The organism is Chloroflexota bacterium, from assembly GCA_011322445.1.
Lineage (GTDB): Bacteria > Chloroflexota > Anaerolineae > Anaerolineales > DRMV01 > DRMV01.
Window position 1 is genome coordinate 55,357 of the sequence record DRMV01000032.1, and the last position, 16,668, is coordinate 72,024.

The following is a 16,668-nucleotide window of genomic DNA, read 5'->3' on the forward strand; positions in this document are numbered from 1 at the left end:
CTCCGGGGGCCCGGTATGCAGTGTTCCTTACCATGCAGGCGGGGCAGGATGCCATCCCGCCCCGCCCCCAGGGTTACGGCTTGACATAGACATTGTAGGCCAAAATGTAATCGCCGGCGGGGTAGTCATCCTGGCCATCGTTGATTTTCTGCGTGAAAGTGGCCTTGATGCTGAGGTGGTGCTCGCCGGCAGGCCAGTCTTTCAACACGGCATACACCAGGCGGCACGAAAGGCCCTGCCTGGTCTGATACTCGTAAGTCGAGAGGGCGTCAGCAGGCACGACCTGGCCGTCCAGGGTGAACGTCAGTTGAATGTGCTTGAAGTTGTCGGCGAGGGTGTCTTTGTCGCTGGCGCACCAGCCATACGACCACACCAACGGCTTGGTGCCATCGCTCACCGGCACGGTGTAGGTGATGGTGCCCGGCCTGGCAAAGTCTTCTGCCGTGGGTTTCTCGCGCGCCAGGTCTTCCAGGAACTTGGTGCCGCTCAGCAAATACCCTTGCGCTTTGTCGGGGGCCACCAACTGCGGCGGGCCCGAAGGTTCAATGCCCGCGCCCGCGGGCTTGAGGATGGCTTCCTCGGCGACCTTGAGCACGACGTCGTCGTCCCGCAGCAGGGTCTTGGGGGTCAATGGCACCCGCAGGGTGGGCTGCACGCCCTGGCCTTCCAGGAAGAGCGAACCGTCGGGGTTCACAAAGCGCCCCGTGGGAATCTGCATAGAAAGGCCATCGGGCATCTTGATTTGCCCGCGGGAAACCTCGGCTTCCGTGCCGCTGGTGGGGTATTCCCCAATCACCATCGCGCCGGGCACTTTGCTGAAGCCATAGGCTTCCAACTCACAGGCGCTGTAACACGCGGGCCCCACCAGCACGGCCAGTTTATCGAAGTGATATTGTTCTTCGTTGGGCAGGAACTTGTCCGGCTCGCCTTCCGGCTCGAACTTGCCGGTCTTGTCGCTGTAGTATTCCAGTTGACCGAGGGTGATGGTCTTTTTGGTGAAGAAACCCGCCAGCCCCAGCGGTGCGCCGCCGCTGTTGTAGCGCATGTCGATGATCAGCCCCGGCACCTTCTTCGCCTGGAACTGCTTCAGCGCCCGCTCGAACAGCCGGATGATGAGGTTGAGGTCGTCGTAGTTGGAATTGATGCGGATGTAACCCACACCGGAATCCAGAATGCGGTAGTCCACCGGCAGGTAGGTTTGCTTGGGGGCATTGTGGTAAATGGAAGTGTAGTTGAAACTGTCGCGCTCGGCAACGGCGGTCAGTTTCACCGTCTTGGGCTGCTGTGTGCCGGGGTTGATGAAGGTCACCGTGGCTTTGTCGCCGGGCTGGGCGCGCAGCAGGTAACGCGCCTGCTGGTAGCGCAGCGCCCATTCGGTGGACATCGGCAGCGACCACGGCTTGATCTTTTTCAGCGCCTCGTCAATCGGCTGGCCGTTGAACTCGGTCACGATCGCGCCCTTCTGGATCCCCGCCTCATCGGCCGGGCCGCCCTTGAGCACATACACCACCAGATAGCGGCCATCGTCCATCCGCCGAATGGCGAAGCCATAGCCGCCTTCAGTGGCCTTCATGAAGAGCTGATAGCCGTACTCGGTCATGCTGAGGCCCACGTGGCCGTCTTTGAAAGCCCAGGTGAAATCGCGCAGCGCCAGCCAGAAGGCGTTGGGGTCGTTGTTCTTTTGAGCCTCCTCGACCCGCGGCTTGAGTTCTTTGTAAAGGGCGTCCCAATCCGGTTCTTTGTTGGGATACCCATTGAAGGCGTACTCCTTGCGGGCAAACGCGAACAGTTTGTCGAAGGCTTCGGTATAGGAAAGTTTAGAGAAGTCCTTGATTGCCGCCTCTTTCGGCTCGTAGAGCGTCAGGTCGGCCACCTCGGCGCGGATGAATTTGAAAGGCTTCTGGTTGAGGTCGACGATGGTATAACCCGCCGGAATGGGCGCGACGGGGTCGTCTTTGGTAAAGAGTTTGCCATCGGGGCCAAAGCCGGTGGGGAATTCCTGCTGGCTGTCAGGCGCCCACACCACCAGTTTGCCGCCGATGACTTCATCCTGATTTTCCGAATCGGTTTTCACGGAAGCCAGATACCCCGGCCAGCCGTAAGAGCGGTCGTCGCCTACCGAATAAGGGCCGCCGGTCAGGTTGGGCCAGTAACTGACGGCGAAAATCTGCACGCCTTTGTCCTTGTGGCCGTTGTTGTCCACATCGGCAAAGTGGGCTTCAGGGCGCGCCGGCAATTCGATTTCATAAGTGCCATGCTTGGCTTTGGGGTCGAGTTTGAGATACCCCAGCACCTGCGATTCCACCGGGATTTCCCAATCGCGGTTGCGGGTGACAAAGCCGTACATATCCACCAGCGCCACGGCCTGCTCGACGTAGTAGGTCGTAATGATGTCGTTGGTGTAATCGAATTCGCCGGTAACCTTCACGGCGCTGGGGCCGCTGATGGCAGGCAGCGGCGTCGGCGAAGCCGCGGCAGCGGGAGCAGCCGTTGCCTCAGACGGCGTCGGCGAAGGAATGGGCGTCGCCGGACCGCAAGCAGCCAGCAAAAGCGCCGCGGCCACCACAACAAAGAAGACCAAACGCCAAGATTTATGCATCACACGCTCCTCATTCGGACTGAATCGAAAAGGGAACAAAAACCAGCGGGCGCGTTTGTACCTTCCCATCGCGCGCCATGCTCGATTATACACGAACTTGCCAGGAAAGCGTTTATAATGGGAACCACCACTCTCTCCCGCGGAGGTTCCATGCTCACCACCACCCTGTCCAACGGCCTCACCGTTTTCCTCAAAGAAATCCACACCGCGCCCATCATCAGCCACTGGGTGTGGTACCGCGTCGGCTCGCGCGACGAAATCCCCGGCATCACCGGCATTTCCCACTGGGTCGAGCACATGCAGTTCAAGGGCACGCCCAAATTCCCCGCGGGCGTGCTCGACAAGGCCATCTCCCGCACCGGCGGCACCTGGAACGCCTTCACCTACCTGGACTGGACCACCTTCTACGAAACCCTGCCCGCCGACCAGGTGCAACTGGCCCTCGACCTGGAAAGCGACCGCATGGTCAACAGCCGCTTCGACCCCGACGAGGTGGCTTCCGAGCGCACCGTGGTGATTTCCGAGCGGCAGGGCAACGAAAACGAGCCTTCCTTCCTGCTGGCCGAAGAGGTGCAGGCCGCGGCCTTTCGGGTGCATTCCTACCACCACGAGGTCATCGGCGACCTGGCCGACCTGGAAACCATGACCCGCGACGACCTCTACCGCCACTACCGCACCTACTACATCCCCAACAACGCGGTGCTGGCCATCGCGGGCGACTTCCAGGCCGAAGCCATGCTCCAGCGGGTGCAGGAAGCCTACGGCAGCATCCCTGCGGGGGAAGCCCCGCCCCGCCGCGCCCGCCCGGAACCGCCCCAGCGCGGCGAGCGCCGCGTCACCGTGGAAGGCCCCGGCGAAACCGTCTTCCTGCAGGTGGCCTACCACGCCCCCAACGCCACCCACCCCGACTTCTTCCCGCTGCTGGCGCTGGACAGCCTCCTCAGCGGCCCCACCAACCTCAACCTGTTCGGCAGCGGCCTGACCAACAAGACCTCGCGCCTCTACCGCGCCCTGGTAGATACGCAATATGCCGTCAGTGTGGGCGGCGTGCTGCACCCCACCATCGACCCCTACCTCTACACCCTGCACGCCATCGTGCACCCCGACCGCACCGCCGAAGAAACCCTGCAAGCCTTAGACGGCGAAATCGCCCGCCTGCAAGACGCCCCGCCCCCCGAAGACGACCTGCAGCGCGCCCTCAAACAGGCGCGCGCCCTCTTTGCCTACGGCAGCGAGAGCATCTCCAATCAGGCCTTCTGGATGGGCTACAGCGCCATGTTCGCCGACTACGCATGGTACACCCGCTTCCTGGAACGCCTGGAAGCCGTCACGCCGGAAGACGTCCAGCGGGTTGCCCAAACCTACCTGCGCCCGCAGAACCGCGTCGTCGGCGTGTATCTCCCCGCCAACGAGGTTTCCCAATGATCATCGATGCCCATGAAGATTTAGCCTGGAACATGCTCACCTTCGGGCGCGACTACACCCGCAGCGCCGCCGAAACCCGCCGCGCCGAAGCCGAAACCGGCAGCACTGCCCCGCAGGTCAACGGCAACACCCTGCTGGGCTACCCCGACTACCTGCGCGGGCAGGTGGGCATCGTGTTCGGCACCCTCTTTGCCGCCCCCAACCGCCGCAAAGCCGGTCAGTGGGATACGCCCACCTACGCCAACGCCGAAGAGGCCCACCGCCTCTACCGCGCCCAGGTGGAAGCCTACCACCGCCTGACCGCAGAGCATCCCGACAAATTCCGCCTGCTGCGCACCCGCGCCGACCTGAACGCCCACATCGCCGAATGGAAGCAAAAGCCCGCCGAAGCCGCCAAACCCATTGGGCTGGTGATTTTGATGGAAGGCGCCGAGGGCGTCCGCACGCCCGACGAACTGCCCGCGTGGTGGGAAAGCGGCGTGCGCGTCATCGGCCCCGCGTGGGCAGGCACCCGCTTCTGCGGCGGCACCGGCGAGCCGGGCCCCCTCACCGACGAAGGCCGCGCCCTGCTGCGCGGCATGGCCGCGGCGGGCTTCCTGCTGGATCTCAGCCACATGGACGCCGAGGCCGCCCGGGAAGCCGTGGAAACCTACGAAGGCGGCGTGATCGCCAGCCACGCCAATCCCGCCGCGCTGCTGCCCGAAAGCAACAGCAACCGCTTCCTGCCCGACGATGTCATCGACGCCCTCGCCGCCCGCGACGGCGTGATCGGCATCGTGCCCTTCAACCGCTTTTTGGATGCCGCCTGGAAGCCCGGCGACCCGCGCCTCCCGCTGGAAAAGGTCGTAGAGCACATCGACTACATCTGCCAGCGCACCGGCAGCAGCCGCCATGTGGCCCTCGGCTCCGATTTCGACGGCGGCTTTGGGGTAGAAAGCGTGCCCGCGGGCATTGACACCGTGGCCGATTTGCAAAAACTCGCGCCCTTGCTGGAAGCCCGCGGTTATACCAACGACGACATCGCCGCCATCTTCGCCCACAACTGGCTGCGCAAACTCAAAGCGATCTTGCCCTAATTGATTGTGGGCTGACCCCCGCAGGGGAGCGCCCGAAGCCAGGTACGATCTCTCCCTACCCCCGCTCCGGCGAGGCTTCGGCTTCGCTCAACCCGCCGGAGCCGCCCCCTTCCCTCCCTTACGAAGGGAGGGAAGGGGGCAGATGAGCCGAGTGTCAGCGAGGCTCTTCGGGGGATGGGTGAGATTCGCCATCAGGGGCTGATGGCGCTTTCTGAATGACCAAATCCAGCTTGAGAATATCCTAACGAGGTTCCCATGAGCGCCGCTTCTTCCCCCTTTTACATCGCCATCGAAGGCGTCATCGGCGTGGGAAAGACCACCCTCGCCCGCCTGCTGCAGCCCCGCCTGGAGGCCGACGAACTGCTGCTGGAAGTTTTTGAAGAAAACCCCTTCCTTGCCAAATTCTACGAAGACCGCGCCCGCTACGCCTTCCAGACGCAGATTTTCTTCCTGCTCAGCCGCTACCACCAGCAAAACCGCGCCGTGCCCGGCTCCCTGGAAAGCGGCAAGAGCCTGATTGCCGACTACACCTTCGAAAAAGACGCCCTCTTCGCCCGCATCAACCTGGAAGGCGACGAACTCGCGATGTATTATCGCGTCCACGAGGCGCTGGCGGAAAAGATCCCCCGCCCCGACCTGGTAGTGTATTTGCGCGCCGAGCCCGAAGTGCTCATGCAGCGCATCGCCCTGCGCGACCGCCCTTACGAGCGCAACATGGACCCGGCTTACATCACCCAACTGCACGCGGCTTACGAAGACCACTTCGCCAACCACCATCGCGGCGAGCCGGTGCTCACCATCGACACGACCGCGATGGATTTCGTGCGCTACCCCGAGCATTTGGAAGACATCGAGCACCGCATTCGGCGGGCGTTGCAAATGCCGCCGTATCAGAGCCGGTTGCCGATATAGCCGGGTCGTCAGATAGTCGGGTAGTCAGGTAGTCGGACAGTCGGGTCGTCGGGGCATCGCCGTTTTGTGCTATCATAAAGCCAGCTGCCCTTTGCGGCCAGCCTGGAAACCATGAACCTCAACTGGAAACGCGCCCTCTTTTACCTCGCCCTCAACGTGGTGGTCTCAGCCTGCACCGCGTGGGGCGTGCTGACGCTGTGGGGGCGTTCTCACCTGCCACCGCCCCCGCCCACGCCCGCGGTGGCCGCCGCCACCGTGCATCCCCTCGCTGCCGCCACGCCCACCCTGCCGCGCTTCGTCTACACCGTGCGCGCCGGCGATACTTTGGGCAGCATCGCTGCCCGCTTCGGCACAGATGTTGAAACCCTGCTTGCCCTCAACAACATGACCGCCGATACGCCCCTCGCGGTGGGGCAGGCACTCCTCATCCCCGGCCGCGCCCCCACCCCCACGCCGGTGGCGCTTTCCCCCGGCGACCTCGTCATCTCAGGCGTGCTGGGCGCAGGCATTTTAGACGACGAGCGGGTCATCCTTGCCTACCACGGCAAGCACAGCCTCAACCTGCAGGGCTGGCAACTGGACGACGGGCGCGGCCACACCTACATCTTTCCTGCCGTCCAGTTAGAACAGGGCGGCGCGCTGCAGGTGTGGACGAAAGGCGGCTTCCAGAACACGCCCGTCGACCTGTACTGGGGGCTCAACAAAGCCATCTGGACGAGCGGCGCGACGGTTTCCCTGCGCACGCCCCAGGGCAAAGTGGCAGCCACCTATCAGGTGCCCTGAGCGCCCCCAAAGCGAGGTGAAAGCATGACGCAAGCCCTTTACCGCAAATGGCGTCCCCGCACATGGGATGACGTCGTCGGCCAGCAGCACGTCATCCAGACGCTGCGGAATGCCGTCGCCGCCGAGCGGGTGGCGCACGCTTACCTGTTCGCCGGGCCGCGCGGCACCGGCAAGACCACCACCGCCCGCTTGCTTGCCAAAGCCGTCAACTGCCTGGAACCCGACCCCGCCCAGCGCCCCTGCGACCATTGCAACCACTGTGAAGCCATCAACGCCGGGCGCTTCATGGACCTGATTGAAATCGACGCTGCCTCCAACACCAGCGTGGACGACATCCGCGAACTGCGCGACAAAATCGCCTTCGCCCCCAGCCAGGGGCGCTACAAGGTCTACATCATCGACGAAGTGCACATGCTTTCTACCGCGGCCTTCAACGCGCTGCTCAAAACCCTGGAAGAGCCGCCCGCCCACGCAATCTTCGTGCTCGCCACCACCGAAATCCACAAAATTCCGGCCACGGTGCTTTCCCGCTGCCAGCGTTACGAGTTTCGGCGCATCCCCGTAGCCGAGATGACGGCCTATTTGCAGCGCATCGTGGAAGGCGAAGGGCTGGAAGCCGAACCGCAGGCGCTGCAATGGCTGGCGCGGCAGGCCACCGGCAGCCTGCGCGACGCCATCTCGCTGCTCGACCAGATGGCCTCGACCGGCAAGCCCATCACGGTGAGGCTGGCGCGCGAGGTGCTGGGCACCGCCGAAGACCAGACGGTGGTCTCGCTGGTAGAAGCCCTCCTCGCTCAGGAAAGCGCCCGCGGCCTAAGCATCATCCACACCGCGCTCGACAGCGGCGCCGACCCGCGCCAACTGGCCCGGCAGGTAGTGGCCTACCTGCGGCAACTGCTACTCACCAAAACCGGCAACGCCGACCTGCTGGACCTGCCCCCTGAAAGCCGCCCCACATTGGCCCAACAGGCCCAGGCGCTGGCGCTGCCCGACCTGCTGCGGGCCATCCGCGCCTTCACCCACGCGGCGGCAGAAGCCCGCGCCGACTGGCACCCCGGCCTGCCGCTGGAAATCGCCTTCCTGGAAACCCTCACCCCCCAGGAAGCCTCTGCCGCGCCGCCATCCACGCCGCGCGCTGCCAGAAACACCGCCTCCCCCGCGGGAAATTCTTCCCCGCCGCCAGCAGCGCCCCCTTCCCGGCAGAGCGCCGCGGCCCCACAAACCCCTGCCCTGGCCCTGGCCCTGGAAACCGTCGCCCAGCGGTGGGAAGCCATCCTCGCCGCGGTGGATGACGGCCTGCGGGCGCTGCTCAAACAACAGGCCGCCGCCCCGGTGGCGGTCTCCCACAACACCATCACCATCGGCCTGCGGGGCGAACCCGGCACCCGCGGCCTGCTGCTGCAACCCGCTCGCCAGGAAGCCCTGCGTCGCGCGTGCGAGCAGGTGCTGGGCTTTCCCGTCGCGGTGGTGCTCAAAACCATGCCCGGCAAAGGCGAAATCGACCCCGAAGTGCTGGCCGAGCACCCCCTCGCGCGGGTTGCGGTAGAATTGGGCGGCAAAATCGTGCAAACCCAGCCCCGAAAAACAGGAGGAACCTCGCATGGCGAAATACCGCCCCTCTAAACGCTCTAACCCCATGGCGATGCTGCAACAAATGCAGCAACAGTTGATGGAAGCCCAGCAAAAACTGGCCGAAGAAACCGTCACCGGCACGGCAGGCGGCGGCGCGGTTTCGGTAGTGCTCACCGGCGCCAACAAATGCGTCAGCGTCACCATTGACCCCGACCTGCTGGCCGACGGCGATGCAGAAATGCTGCAAGACCTGCTGGTGAGCGCCTTCAACAACGCCCTGGAAGCCGCCCAAAAACTGAGCGAAGAACGCCTCGGCGGCATCACCCAGGCCCTCGGCGGCCTCGGCCTGCCGTTCTAACCCGCAACCTGCATCTTGCATCTTGCATCTTGCACCCTGCATCTTGCACCCTGATTGCTTATGCCCCTCCCCGACCCCATCCAACGCGCCATCGACGCCTTCGCGGCCCTGCCCGGCATCGGCCCCAAAAGCGCCTCGCGGCTCACCTTCTACCTGCTGCGCGAGCCTGCGGCCGACCTGCGGCACACCTTAGCCGAAGCCATCCTTGGCCTGGACGAGGTGCGCTATTGCCGCCAGTGCTTCAACTTCACCACCGCCGACGCCGAACGATGCCCGATTTGCAGCGACCCGCAACGCGACCAGAGCCTGATTTGCGTAGTGGAAGAGCCGCTGGATGTCGTCGCCATTGAGCGCACGGCTGCCTACCACGGCCTCTACCACGTGCTGCACGGCGCGCTTTCCCCCATCGAGGGCATCGGGCCGGAAGACCTGAAAATCCGCGAATTGTTGGCGCGGGTGCGCGCGGGCGAGGTCGAGGAAGTCATCATCGCCACCAACCCCAGCATGGAAGGCGACGCCACGGCCATGTACCTCCATCGGGTGCTGGCGCCGTCAGGGGTGAAAATCACCCGCCTGGCGCGCGGGCTTCCCGTGGGCGGCGATGTGGAATACGCCGACCAGAACACCCTGCGCGGCGCGCTGGCCGAGCGGCGGGAAATGCGCTGACCCGCCCGCCTTCCCCTGCTAAGGAGGCTTCCCCATGCAAGTCGTCACCACCCTCGAAGAACTATGGGCAGCCCGCAAGCAACTGCCCGAGCCCGTAGGCTTCGTGCCCACCATGGGCTACCTGCACGACGGCCACCTCTCGTTAGTGCGCTGCGCCAAGCGCGACAACGCGAGCGTGGCCGTGAGCATCTTCGTCAACCCCACCCAGTTCGGCCCCAACGAAGACCTGGAAAGTTACCCCCGCGACCTGGCGCGCGACCTGGCGCTGCTGGAAGCCGAGGGCGTGGACCTGGTGTGGACGCCCACCGCCGAGGTGATGTACCCGCCCGGCTTCCAAACCTGGGTTGAGGTGGAAAAAATCACCCAACTGCTGGAAGGCGCCCGCCGCCCCGGCCATTTCCGCGGCGTGACCACCGTGGTGGCCAAACTTTTCAACGGCGTGCAGCCCCAGCGCGCCTACTTCGGCCAGAAAGACGCCCAGCAAGCGCGCGTCATCCAGCAAATGGTGCGCGACCTGAACTTCCCCATTGAAATCGTGGTCTGCCCCATCCGCCGCGAGCCGGACGGCCTGGCCATGTCCAGCCGCAACACCTACCTCAACCCCGAAGAGCGCCAGGCCGCGACCGTGCTTTACCGCGCCCTCACAGCGGCGAAAACGGCCTTCGAGCAGGGCGAGCGCGACGCCGACACCCTGCGCAAAATCATGGAAGACACCATCCGCGCCGAACCGCTGGCGCGGCTGCAATATGTTTCCTGCGCCGACCCCGACACCCTGGAAGAACTGCACGGCAGGGTAGAGAAAGCCCTGCTTTCCATGGCCGTCTTCGTGGGCAAAACCCGCCTGATCGACAACATGCTCATCGGCACGGGAAAAGAGACTTTCTAAGACCGTAGAGCGGGATAACATCCCGCCACGATGGTGCCCCGCCCACCAAAATGGAGCCCTTCATGCTCCTCACGATTGACATCGGCAACACCAACATTACCTTAGGCATCTACCGCGGGCAGGAAGCCGGCCCCCGCTGGCGCTTAGCCACCGACCACAAGCGGATGCCCGACGAATACGGCCTGCAATTCACGGGGTTGTTGGAACACGCCGGCATTCGTCGCGACCAGCTCACCGGCATCTGCATGGCCTCGGTCGTACCGCCGCTCACCGGGCGCGTCACCGAAGCCTGCCGCCGCTACCTCGGCCATGAGCCGCTGGTGGTGGAAGCCGGCGTCCGCACCGGCGTCCGCATTCGCTACGAAGACCCGCGCGCCGTGGGCGCCGACCGCATCGTGGACGCCGCCGCCGTCCGCACCCTCTACGGCGGCCCGGCCTGCGTGGTCGATTTCGGCACCGCGACCACCTTCGACGCCATTTCGGCCGAAGGCGACTACCTCGGCGGGGCCATTGCCCCCGGCATCGGCATCGCCTCAGAAGCCCTGTTCATGCGCGCCGCCAAACTGCCGCGGGTGGAACTCAAACGCCCCCCCAGCGCCATCGGGCGCAACACCGTCCACGCGATGCAATCGGGCCTGCTGTTTGGCTATGTCGGCCTGGTGGAAGGCATCGTGGCGCGCTTCCGCCACGAACTCGGCCCTGAAATGAAAGTCATTGCCACCGGCGGCCTGGCCGAAATCATCGCTCAGGAAACCGACATCATCGACATCATCAACCCCTGGCTGACCCTGGACGGCCTGGCCATCATCTGGGCGCTCAACCGCCCGACACCGAAGCCCTGAAACCCCGAAAACCCGCCCTCGCCCTCCCCATGCCCCTCCCCGCCGAAGACCACGCCTACTTTCTGGAACTCCAGACCCGCACCGGGTGGGGACGCACGTTGGCGCGCTTCGTCGGCTGGTGCCTTCCAGAACGACCCGCCCGCGTGCTGGATGTGGGCACCGGCCCGGCGCTTGCCCCGGCCCTGGCCGCCCAGCGCGGCCACTGGGCCGTCGGCATTGACAGCGACCCCGAGATGCTCATGCAAAGGCTGCACCCGCTGGTGGCGCTGGCCCACGCCGAGGCTTTACCCTTCCCCGCGGGGGCTTTCGACCTCACCCTGGCCTCCAACCTGCTCTATCTGCTGTCCGACCCCCTGCCCGCCCTGCAGGAAATGGAGCGCGTCACCGCTCCCGGCGGCCACGTCGCCGTGCTCAACCCCTCCGAGCACATGAGCGTGGCCGCCGCGCAGGCCCTGGCCGCCGCCCGCGGCCTTGAAGGGTTGGCACGCGAAACCCTGCTCAACCTCGCCGCCCGCGCCGAAGCCAACTTCCGCTGGGACGCCGCCGCCCTGGAAGCCCTCTTCGCCCGGGCTGGCCTGCGCCTCACCGCCACCCGCACCGCCATGCGCCCCGGTTTGCTGCGCTGGGCGTTGGGCGAAGTCGTATCACCCCGCATCGCCTGATGCCCCTTCTTTTGCCGGCGCCGGGGCTTCTCCTCCACGCCCGCCTTCTTCCACGGGCAAAACGGGCTCAATTTCTTCCGGGCTTTGGCCTTTTTCCAACCGGGCGACCACTTCGTCAAATTCCGGGCCCAGGTCTTCCCCCAGCACGGCGCTCATCTCTCGCATCGCCTTGCCCAAGGCGCGGGGGTCGTCTTCCAGCGCGCTCAGGCGCGCAGGGTCGGCCAGGGATTCCAGCATGGCTTCTTCCGACCGCAACACGCGCACGCGGGAAAGCACCCGCTGCACCGCTGCGCCGCCACAACGGGGGCATTCCACCGCTTGCCTGCCGTAATCCTGATACGACATCCGCACCGTAAAACGAGCCCCGCACGCACGGCAACGATACGTGTAAGCAGGCATCTGCACCTCCTCGCGCAAAGATAAGCCGATGGGGTGTTACAATTATAGCCATCTTCCCCCCTTCGGAGTTACACGCATGACCTCTTTTGCCCCTCCGCCTTCCTCACCGTTGCTGATTGTGATTTCCGGCCCTTCCGGCGTCGGGAAAGACACCGTCATCCAGCGGATGAAGGAACGCCAGTTGCCCATCCACTTCGTAGTGACGGCCACGACCCGCCCGCCGCGCCCCGACGAGCGCCACGGCGTGGACTACTTCTTCATCTCCCGCGAAGAATTTGCCCGCATGATTGAAGAAGACGAACTGCTGGAATACGCCATCGTGTATGGCGACTACAAGGGCATTCCCAAACAGCAGGTGCGCGAAGCGCTGGCCAGCGGAAAGGACGTCATCATGCGTATCGACGTTCAAGGCGCAGCCACCATCCGCCGCCTGGTGCCCGATGCCGTGCTGATTTTTCTCACCACAGCCAGCGAAGAGGAACTGGTCGAGCGGCTGAAACGCCGCAAAACGGAATCGGCAGAAGACCTCAGCCTGCGCATCGCCACCGCCCGGCAAGAACTCAAACGCATGACAGAATTCGATTATGTGGTCGTCAACCACGAGCACGCGTTAGAAGAAACCGTCGATACCATCATCGCCATCATCGAAGCCGAACATCACCACATTCCTCCGCGAAAGGTCAACTTATGAATTACACGCCCTATACGCCCCCCAAACCACGCCCCACCGGCTGGCGCGGTTGGCGACAACGCATTCCTCCCAATTTCCCCTGGGTGAGCGCGTCCATCGGCGCGCTCACCGTGCTGGTGTTTTTACTGCAAATGCTCTCGGAAGCCCTGACAGGGGTGGACTGGCCGGTGCAGTGGGGCATCAAATACACCCCGCTCATCGTCAACGCCCACGAATACTGGCGGCTGTTGACGCCGATGTTCCTGCACGCGGGGCTGCTGCACATTGGTCTGAATATGTGGGGGCTTTATGTGTTAGGGCCAGAACTGGAACGCCTGCTGGGGCCGTGGCGCTTCGGCTTGCTCTACATCGTCAGCGCCTATGCCGGGAACGCCCTCTCTACCGCGCTGACGCCCGCGCCTTCCCTGGGCGCTTCAACCGCCATTTTCGGCCTGCTGGGCGCTTACCTGGTGGTTTTCTACGCCAATCAACACTACCTCGGCAACCTCGCCCGCAGCATGGTCATGCAGGCCCTGTTCTGGATTGCCGTCAACCTGGTCTGGAGCCTGCAAAGCGGCATCGATATGTGGGGGCATGTCGGCGGGTTGCTCGGCGGAATGTTGTTCTCTGCCTTCGCGGGGCCGCAATGGAGCGACCTCGGGGGCAAGATTTACGACTACGGCGCAGCCTACCTCAGCCGTCGTGACCACCGCCCTTATCGTGACGTTGCCATCGGCACGGTCGTCACGCTGGCCGTCTTCACAGCAGCCATTGCCGTGCGCTACCCTCAATTTCTACCCTGAGGAACCTCATGAGCCATTTCGATCAAGTAGACGACGTTTTAGCCGCGGTGCAACGGCATTTCCGCCCTGAGCAGGCTGCCGGGGTCAGCGTGGTGGGGCAGTTGAACCTCACAGGCGAAGGCGGGGGCACGTGGGTGCTGCGCATCCACGACGGCCGTTTGACCATCACCCCAGGCACCACCGACGACCCCCAGGCCATGCAGCTCACCGCCTCAGTCGAAGACTTCCTGGCCCTGGCCAACGGCGAACTGGACGCCATGAAAGCCTATTTCACCGGCAAAGTGCGCTTCAAAGGCAGCCTGCGAGATGCCTACCGCCTGATGGATTTATTCCGCCTTTAGGGAGAGCGCATGGACAAGGTCATCATTCGCAACCTGCGGGCGCGTGGCATCATCGGCATCAACCCGTGGGAACGCGACAAGCCGCAGGAAATTCTCATCAACCTGGTGCTGTTCACCGACAATCGCGCCGCCGAAGCCAGCGACGACATCGCCGACTGCGTCAACTACCGCACGGTGGCGAAGAAAGTGCTCGCGCACGCCGAAACCGCGGCCCGCTACACCGTGGAAGCCCTGGCAGGCGACCTGGCGCGCCTGTGCCTGGAAGAACCCGGCGTCGCGCGCGTGCAGGTGCGGGTCGAAAAACCAGGGGCGGTGCGCTTCGCCGACTCGGTGGGGGTCGAAATTGAGCGCTCGCGAACCTAAAACCCAGCGCATTGTCATCGGCTTCGGCAGCAACATTCGCCCGGCCGAGAACCTCCCGCGCGCCCTGCGCCTGCTGGAAGTGCGCGTGCCGGTGGTGGCGCTTTCCCGCGTGTGGGAAGGCCCAGCCGTGGGGACGAGCGGCCCGCCTTTTTACAACGCCGCGGTCGTGGTGCGCGCCCCTTTTAGCGCAGCCCACCTCAAAGAAACCATCTTGCGCCCTATCGAAGCCGCCTTAGGGCGGATGCGCACTGCCGACCCCAACGCTCCCCGCCCCATCGACCTGGACGTGCTGGTGGAAGGCAACCGGGTGATTGATGCCGACGTCTGGCGCTACGCCTATTGGGCTGTGCCGCTGGCTGAACTGGCCCCTGGCCTGCGCCACCCAGAAAACGGCCAGCCCTTGAGAGCCCTTGCGAAACAACTGGCTCACACCACCCCGCTGCGCAGCGTGGAAGTACCCGGCTGGACGCTCGAAACTGCCTGAGCCCTCGGGGGACGCCGCCAAACTCACCTTCCACTTCATGCTATAATCAACGCAATGGAAACGCAGAAAACCCCGCGGCCCAAAGTTGCCATCAAGGGCATTCGTGATGGCCTGCTCGTCACCGTTGGCGACGCCGGGGCATGGGAAGACGCCCAGCAAGCCCTCCTGGAAGCCATTGGCCGCCAGGCCGACTTCTTCCAGGGCGCGCGCGTGGCGCTGGATGTAGGCGCACGCCCCATCAAAGCCGCCCAGTTGGGCAAATTGCGCGACCTGCTGGGCGATTTTGAAATCACCCTCTGGGCCGTGGTAAGCGAATCCCCCAAAACGCAGGAAACCGCCCGCAGCCTGGGGCTTGCCACCCGCCTCTCTAAACCGGCGCCCGCCCCGCGGGCCCCGGCGGCTTCCCCTACGGGCGAAGAAGCCGTGCTGGTGCGCCGCACCCTCCGCTCGGGCATGCGCATTGCCTTCCCCGGGCATGTGGTGGTCATCGGCAACGTGCACCCCGGGGCTGAAATTGTCGCCGGCGGCGACATTGTGGTGTGGGGACGCCTCCACGGCGTGGCCCACGCCGGCGCCGACGGCAACGAAGAGGCCGTGGTGTGCGCATTAGACCTTTCGCCCACGCAACTGCGCATCGCCGGGCTGGTCGCCACCGCACCGCCCCGGCGGGGCAAACCCACCCCTGAAATCGCCTCGGTGAAAGACGGCCAAGTCATCGCCGAGCCGTGGCAAGGCAAATAACGACTCAACGAGCGAGGATTTATGCCTGGAACCGTACTGACCATCACCTCCGGCAAAGGCGGCGTCGGGAAAACCACAGCCACCGCCAACATCGCCGCCGCCCTGGCCCAGATGGGCAAAAAGGTCGTCTGCGTGGATGCCGACATCGGCCTGCGCAACCTCGACCTGGTGCTGGGGCTGGAAAACCGCATCGTTTACGATTTGGTCGACGTGGTGGAAGGCCGCTGTCGCCTGCGGCAGGCCATGATTCGCGACAAACGCTTGCCCAACCTCTTCCTCATCCCCGCCGCGCAAACGCGCGACAAAACCGCGGTTTCCCCCACCGACATGGTGCAGTTGTGCAACGAACTGCGGCAGGAATTCGACTGGATTCTCATCGATTCCCCCGCGGGCATCGAGCGCGGCTTCCGCAACGCCATCGCCCCTGCCGACCAGGTGGTGGTGGTCACCAACCCCGAAGTTTCCGCGGTGCGCGATGCTGACCGCATCATCGGCCTGATCGAAGCCGAAGAAAAAGGCCCCGCCCGCCTGCTGCTCAACCGCCTGAACCCGCAAATGGTGCGGGAAGGCAACATGCTGAATGCCGACGATGTGCTGGAACTGCTCGCCATCGATCTGCTGGGCGTGGTGCCGGAAGACGAAAGCGTGGTCGTGAGCGCCAACCGCGGCACCCCCGTGGCGCTGGACGAAAAAAGCCGCGCCGGGATGGCCTTCCGCAATGTGGCCCGCCGCCTGCTGGGCGAAGAAGTGCCGCTCATGCCAATGGAAGACGAGGGCGGCCTGCTGCAACGGCTGGGGCGGCTCTTCGGCAAAGGAGACTGACATGGGCTGGCTCGACCGCCTGCGAAGCAACAAAAACAGCGCCAGCCAGGCCAAAGACCGGTTGCAACTGGTATTGGTGCACGACCGCACCGACCTGACGCCCGGTCAACTTGGCGCGCTGAAAGACGAACTCATTGAGGTCATTTCCCGCTACGTGGAAATCGAACCCCAGGCGGTCGAAATCCAACTTTCGCAAAGCGGGCGCGAACAATATCTGGTCGCCAACATCCCCCTCCGCCCTGCGCGGCGCGCCCGTCGTTAACC

Annotated in this window: 20 protein-coding genes; 18 read left to right on the forward strand and 2 right to left on the reverse strand. The window is 64.5% G+C overall.

Features of this window, described 5'->3' with window-relative positions:
- Positions 1-73 precede the first annotated feature (73 nt).
- Positions 74-2,599, reverse strand: a complete 2,526-nt coding sequence (locus ENJ54_05705; GenBank protein HFC09330.1) for a PDZ domain-containing protein — start codon at positions 2,597-2,599, stop codon at positions 74-76.
- Between ENJ54_05705 and ENJ54_05710 the strand changes: the two genes are divergently transcribed.
- The 10 genes from ENJ54_05710 to ENJ54_05755 all read left to right on the forward strand — a co-directional run bounded on the left by ENJ54_05710 (position 2,594) and on the right by ENJ54_05755 (position 11,781).
- Positions 2,594-4,024, forward strand: a complete 1,431-nt coding sequence (locus tag ENJ54_05710) for an insulinase family protein (GenBank protein ID HFC09331.1) — start codon at positions 2,594-2,596, stop codon at positions 4,022-4,024. The two genes, ENJ54_05705 and ENJ54_05710, sit on opposite strands and share 6 nt — an antisense overlap.
- Entirely contained in the window at positions 3,892-5,100 is a 1,209-nt protein-coding gene (locus tag ENJ54_05715) for a peptidase M19 (GenBank protein HFC09332.1), read from the forward strand. The genes ENJ54_05710 and ENJ54_05715 overlap by 133 nt, the downstream gene beginning before the upstream one ends.
- Before the next feature lie 255 nt (positions 5,101-5,355).
- Positions 5,356-6,012, forward strand: a complete 657-nt coding sequence (locus ENJ54_05720) for a deoxynucleoside kinase (protein ID HFC09333.1) — start codon at positions 5,356-5,358, stop codon at positions 6,010-6,012.
- A gap of 111 nt (positions 6,013-6,123) precedes the next feature.
- Complete coding sequence (locus ENJ54_05725; protein HFC09334.1) at positions 6,124-6,795, forward strand: LysM peptidoglycan-binding domain-containing protein; 672 nt, start codon at positions 6,124-6,126, stop codon at positions 6,793-6,795.
- Positions 6,796-6,819: 24 nt separating this feature from the next.
- Positions 6,820-8,418 (forward strand): DNA polymerase III subunit gamma/tau, encoded by a 1,599-nt coding sequence (dnaX, locus tag ENJ54_05730; GenBank protein HFC09335.1) that lies wholly within the window; start codon positions 6,820-6,822, stop codon positions 8,416-8,418.
- A 13-nt stretch (positions 8,419-8,431) separates the two neighbouring features.
- Entirely contained in the window at positions 8,432-8,725 is a 294-nt protein-coding gene (locus ENJ54_05735; GenBank protein ID HFC09336.1) for a YbaB/EbfC family nucleoid-associated protein, read from the forward strand.
- A gap of 60 nt (positions 8,726-8,785) precedes the next feature.
- Positions 8,786-9,391: a recombination protein RecR gene (gene recR / locus ENJ54_05740; protein HFC09337.1), complete on the forward strand. Its 606-nt coding sequence runs from the start codon at positions 8,786-8,788 to the stop codon at positions 9,389-9,391.
- 34 nt (positions 9,392-9,425) lie between these two features.
- A complete protein-coding gene (locus ENJ54_05745) occupies positions 9,426-10,277 on the forward strand; it encodes a pantoate--beta-alanine ligase (protein ID HFC09338.1) in 852 nt (283 codons plus the stop codon).
- A 62-nt stretch (positions 10,278-10,339) separates the two neighbouring features.
- On the forward strand, positions 10,340-11,119 hold the full coding sequence (locus ENJ54_05750; protein HFC09339.1) for a type III pantothenate kinase: 780 nt from the start codon (positions 10,340-10,342) through the stop codon (positions 11,117-11,119).
- A 29-nt stretch (positions 11,120-11,148) separates the two neighbouring features.
- The gene (locus ENJ54_05755; protein ID HFC09340.1) at positions 11,149-11,781 is read left to right on the forward strand and encodes a class I SAM-dependent methyltransferase; all 633 of its coding nucleotides are present in this window, start codon (positions 11,149-11,151) and stop codon (positions 11,779-11,781) included.
- Here ENJ54_05755 and ENJ54_05760 read toward each other — a convergent pair.
- Positions 11,764-12,180 carry a zinc ribbon domain-containing protein gene (locus tag ENJ54_05760; protein ID HFC09341.1) on the reverse strand — a complete coding sequence of 139 codons (417 nt, stop codon included), beginning with the start codon at positions 12,178-12,180 and terminating at the stop codon, positions 11,764-11,766. The genes ENJ54_05755 and ENJ54_05760 overlap by 18 nt on opposite strands.
- 76 nt (positions 12,181-12,256) lie before the next feature.
- Here ENJ54_05760 and ENJ54_05765 point away from each other — a divergent pair, with 76 nt between their 5' ends.
- Genes ENJ54_05765 through minE form a run of 8 tightly spaced genes read left to right on the forward strand, consistent with a single transcriptional unit; the run spans position 12,257 to position 16,666 of the window.
- The gene (locus ENJ54_05765) at positions 12,257-12,871 is read left to right on the forward strand and encodes a guanylate kinase (protein HFC09342.1); all 615 of its coding nucleotides are present in this window, start codon (positions 12,257-12,259) and stop codon (positions 12,869-12,871) included.
- On the forward strand, positions 12,868-13,653 hold the full coding sequence (locus ENJ54_05770) for a rhomboid family intramembrane serine protease (protein ID HFC09343.1): 786 nt from the start codon (positions 12,868-12,870) through the stop codon (positions 13,651-13,653). Before ENJ54_05765 ends, ENJ54_05770 begins: the two co-directional genes overlap by 4 nt.
- Before the next feature lie 8 nt (positions 13,654-13,661).
- On the forward strand, positions 13,662-13,994 hold the full coding sequence (locus ENJ54_05775; GenBank protein HFC09344.1) for an SCP2 sterol-binding domain-containing protein: 333 nt from the start codon (positions 13,662-13,664) through the stop codon (positions 13,992-13,994).
- A 9-nt stretch (positions 13,995-14,003) separates the two neighbouring features.
- Positions 14,004-14,357 carry a dihydroneopterin aldolase gene (locus tag ENJ54_05780; GenBank protein ID HFC09345.1) on the forward strand — a complete coding sequence of 118 codons (354 nt, stop codon included), beginning with the start codon at positions 14,004-14,006 and terminating at the stop codon, positions 14,355-14,357.
- Entirely contained in the window at positions 14,338-14,841 is a 504-nt protein-coding gene (gene folK / locus ENJ54_05785; GenBank protein HFC09346.1) for a 2-amino-4-hydroxy-6-hydroxymethyldihydropteridine diphosphokinase, read from the forward strand. Before ENJ54_05780 ends, folK begins: the two co-directional genes overlap by 20 nt.
- Positions 14,842-14,895: 54 nt before the next feature.
- Positions 14,896-15,582, forward strand: a complete 687-nt coding sequence (minC, locus tag ENJ54_05790) for a septum site-determining protein MinC (GenBank protein HFC09347.1) — start codon at positions 14,896-14,898, stop codon at positions 15,580-15,582.
- Positions 15,583-15,603: 21 nt separating this feature from the next.
- Positions 15,604-16,404 (forward strand): septum site-determining protein MinD, encoded by an 801-nt coding sequence (gene minD, locus ENJ54_05795; GenBank protein HFC09348.1) that lies wholly within the window; start codon positions 15,604-15,606, stop codon positions 16,402-16,404.
- A gap of 1 nt (position 16,405) precedes the next feature.
- A complete protein-coding gene (gene minE, locus ENJ54_05800) occupies positions 16,406-16,666 on the forward strand; it encodes a cell division topological specificity factor MinE (protein ID HFC09349.1) in 261 nt (86 codons plus the stop codon).
- Positions 16,667-16,668: the final 2 nt, after the last annotated feature.

Coding starts and splice junctions, on each gene's coding strand:
- ENJ54_05710 (HFC09331.1), top strand. CDS start 2,594: ATGCATCACACGCTCCTCATTCGGACTGAATCGAAAAGGGAACAAAAA.
- ENJ54_05705 (HFC09330.1), bottom strand. CDS start 2,599: ATGCATAAATCTTGGCGTTTGGTCTTCTTTGTTGTGGTGGCCGCGGCG.
- ENJ54_05715 (HFC09332.1), top strand. CDS start 3,892: ATGGTACACCCGCTTCCTGGAACGCCTGGAAGCCGTCACGCCGGAAGA.
- ENJ54_05720 (HFC09333.1), top strand. CDS start 5,356: ATGAGCGCCGCTTCTTCCCCCTTTTACATCGCCATCGAAGGCGTCATC.
- ENJ54_05725 (HFC09334.1), top strand. CDS start 6,124: ATGAACCTCAACTGGAAACGCGCCCTCTTTTACCTCGCCCTCAACGTG.
- dnaX (HFC09335.1), top strand. CDS start 6,820: ATGACGCAAGCCCTTTACCGCAAATGGCGTCCCCGCACATGGGATGAC.
- ENJ54_05735 (HFC09336.1), top strand. CDS start 8,432: ATGGCGATGCTGCAACAAATGCAGCAACAGTTGATGGAAGCCCAGCAA.
- recR (HFC09337.1), top strand. CDS start 8,786: ATGCCCCTCCCCGACCCCATCCAACGCGCCATCGACGCCTTCGCGGCC.
- ENJ54_05745 (HFC09338.1), top strand. CDS start 9,426: ATGCAAGTCGTCACCACCCTCGAAGAACTATGGGCAGCCCGCAAGCAA.
- ENJ54_05750 (HFC09339.1), top strand. CDS start 10,340: ATGCTCCTCACGATTGACATCGGCAACACCAACATTACCTTAGGCATC.
- ENJ54_05755 (HFC09340.1), top strand. CDS start 11,149: ATGCCCCTCCCCGCCGAAGACCACGCCTACTTTCTGGAACTCCAGACC.
- ENJ54_05760 (HFC09341.1), bottom strand. CDS start 12,180: ATGCCTGCTTACACGTATCGTTGCCGTGCGTGCGGGGCTCGTTTTACG.
- ENJ54_05765 (HFC09342.1), top strand. CDS start 12,257: ATGACCTCTTTTGCCCCTCCGCCTTCCTCACCGTTGCTGATTGTGATT.
- ENJ54_05770 (HFC09343.1), top strand. CDS start 12,868: ATGAATTACACGCCCTATACGCCCCCCAAACCACGCCCCACCGGCTGG.
- ENJ54_05775 (HFC09344.1), top strand. CDS start 13,662: ATGAGCCATTTCGATCAAGTAGACGACGTTTTAGCCGCGGTGCAACGG.
- ENJ54_05780 (HFC09345.1), top strand. CDS start 14,004: ATGGACAAGGTCATCATTCGCAACCTGCGGGCGCGTGGCATCATCGGC.
- minC (HFC09347.1), top strand. CDS start 14,896: ATGGAAACGCAGAAAACCCCGCGGCCCAAAGTTGCCATCAAGGGCATT.
- minD (HFC09348.1), top strand. CDS start 15,604: ATGCCTGGAACCGTACTGACCATCACCTCCGGCAAAGGCGGCGTCGGG.
- minE (HFC09349.1), top strand. CDS start 16,406: ATGGGCTGGCTCGACCGCCTGCGAAGCAACAAAAACAGCGCCAGCCAG.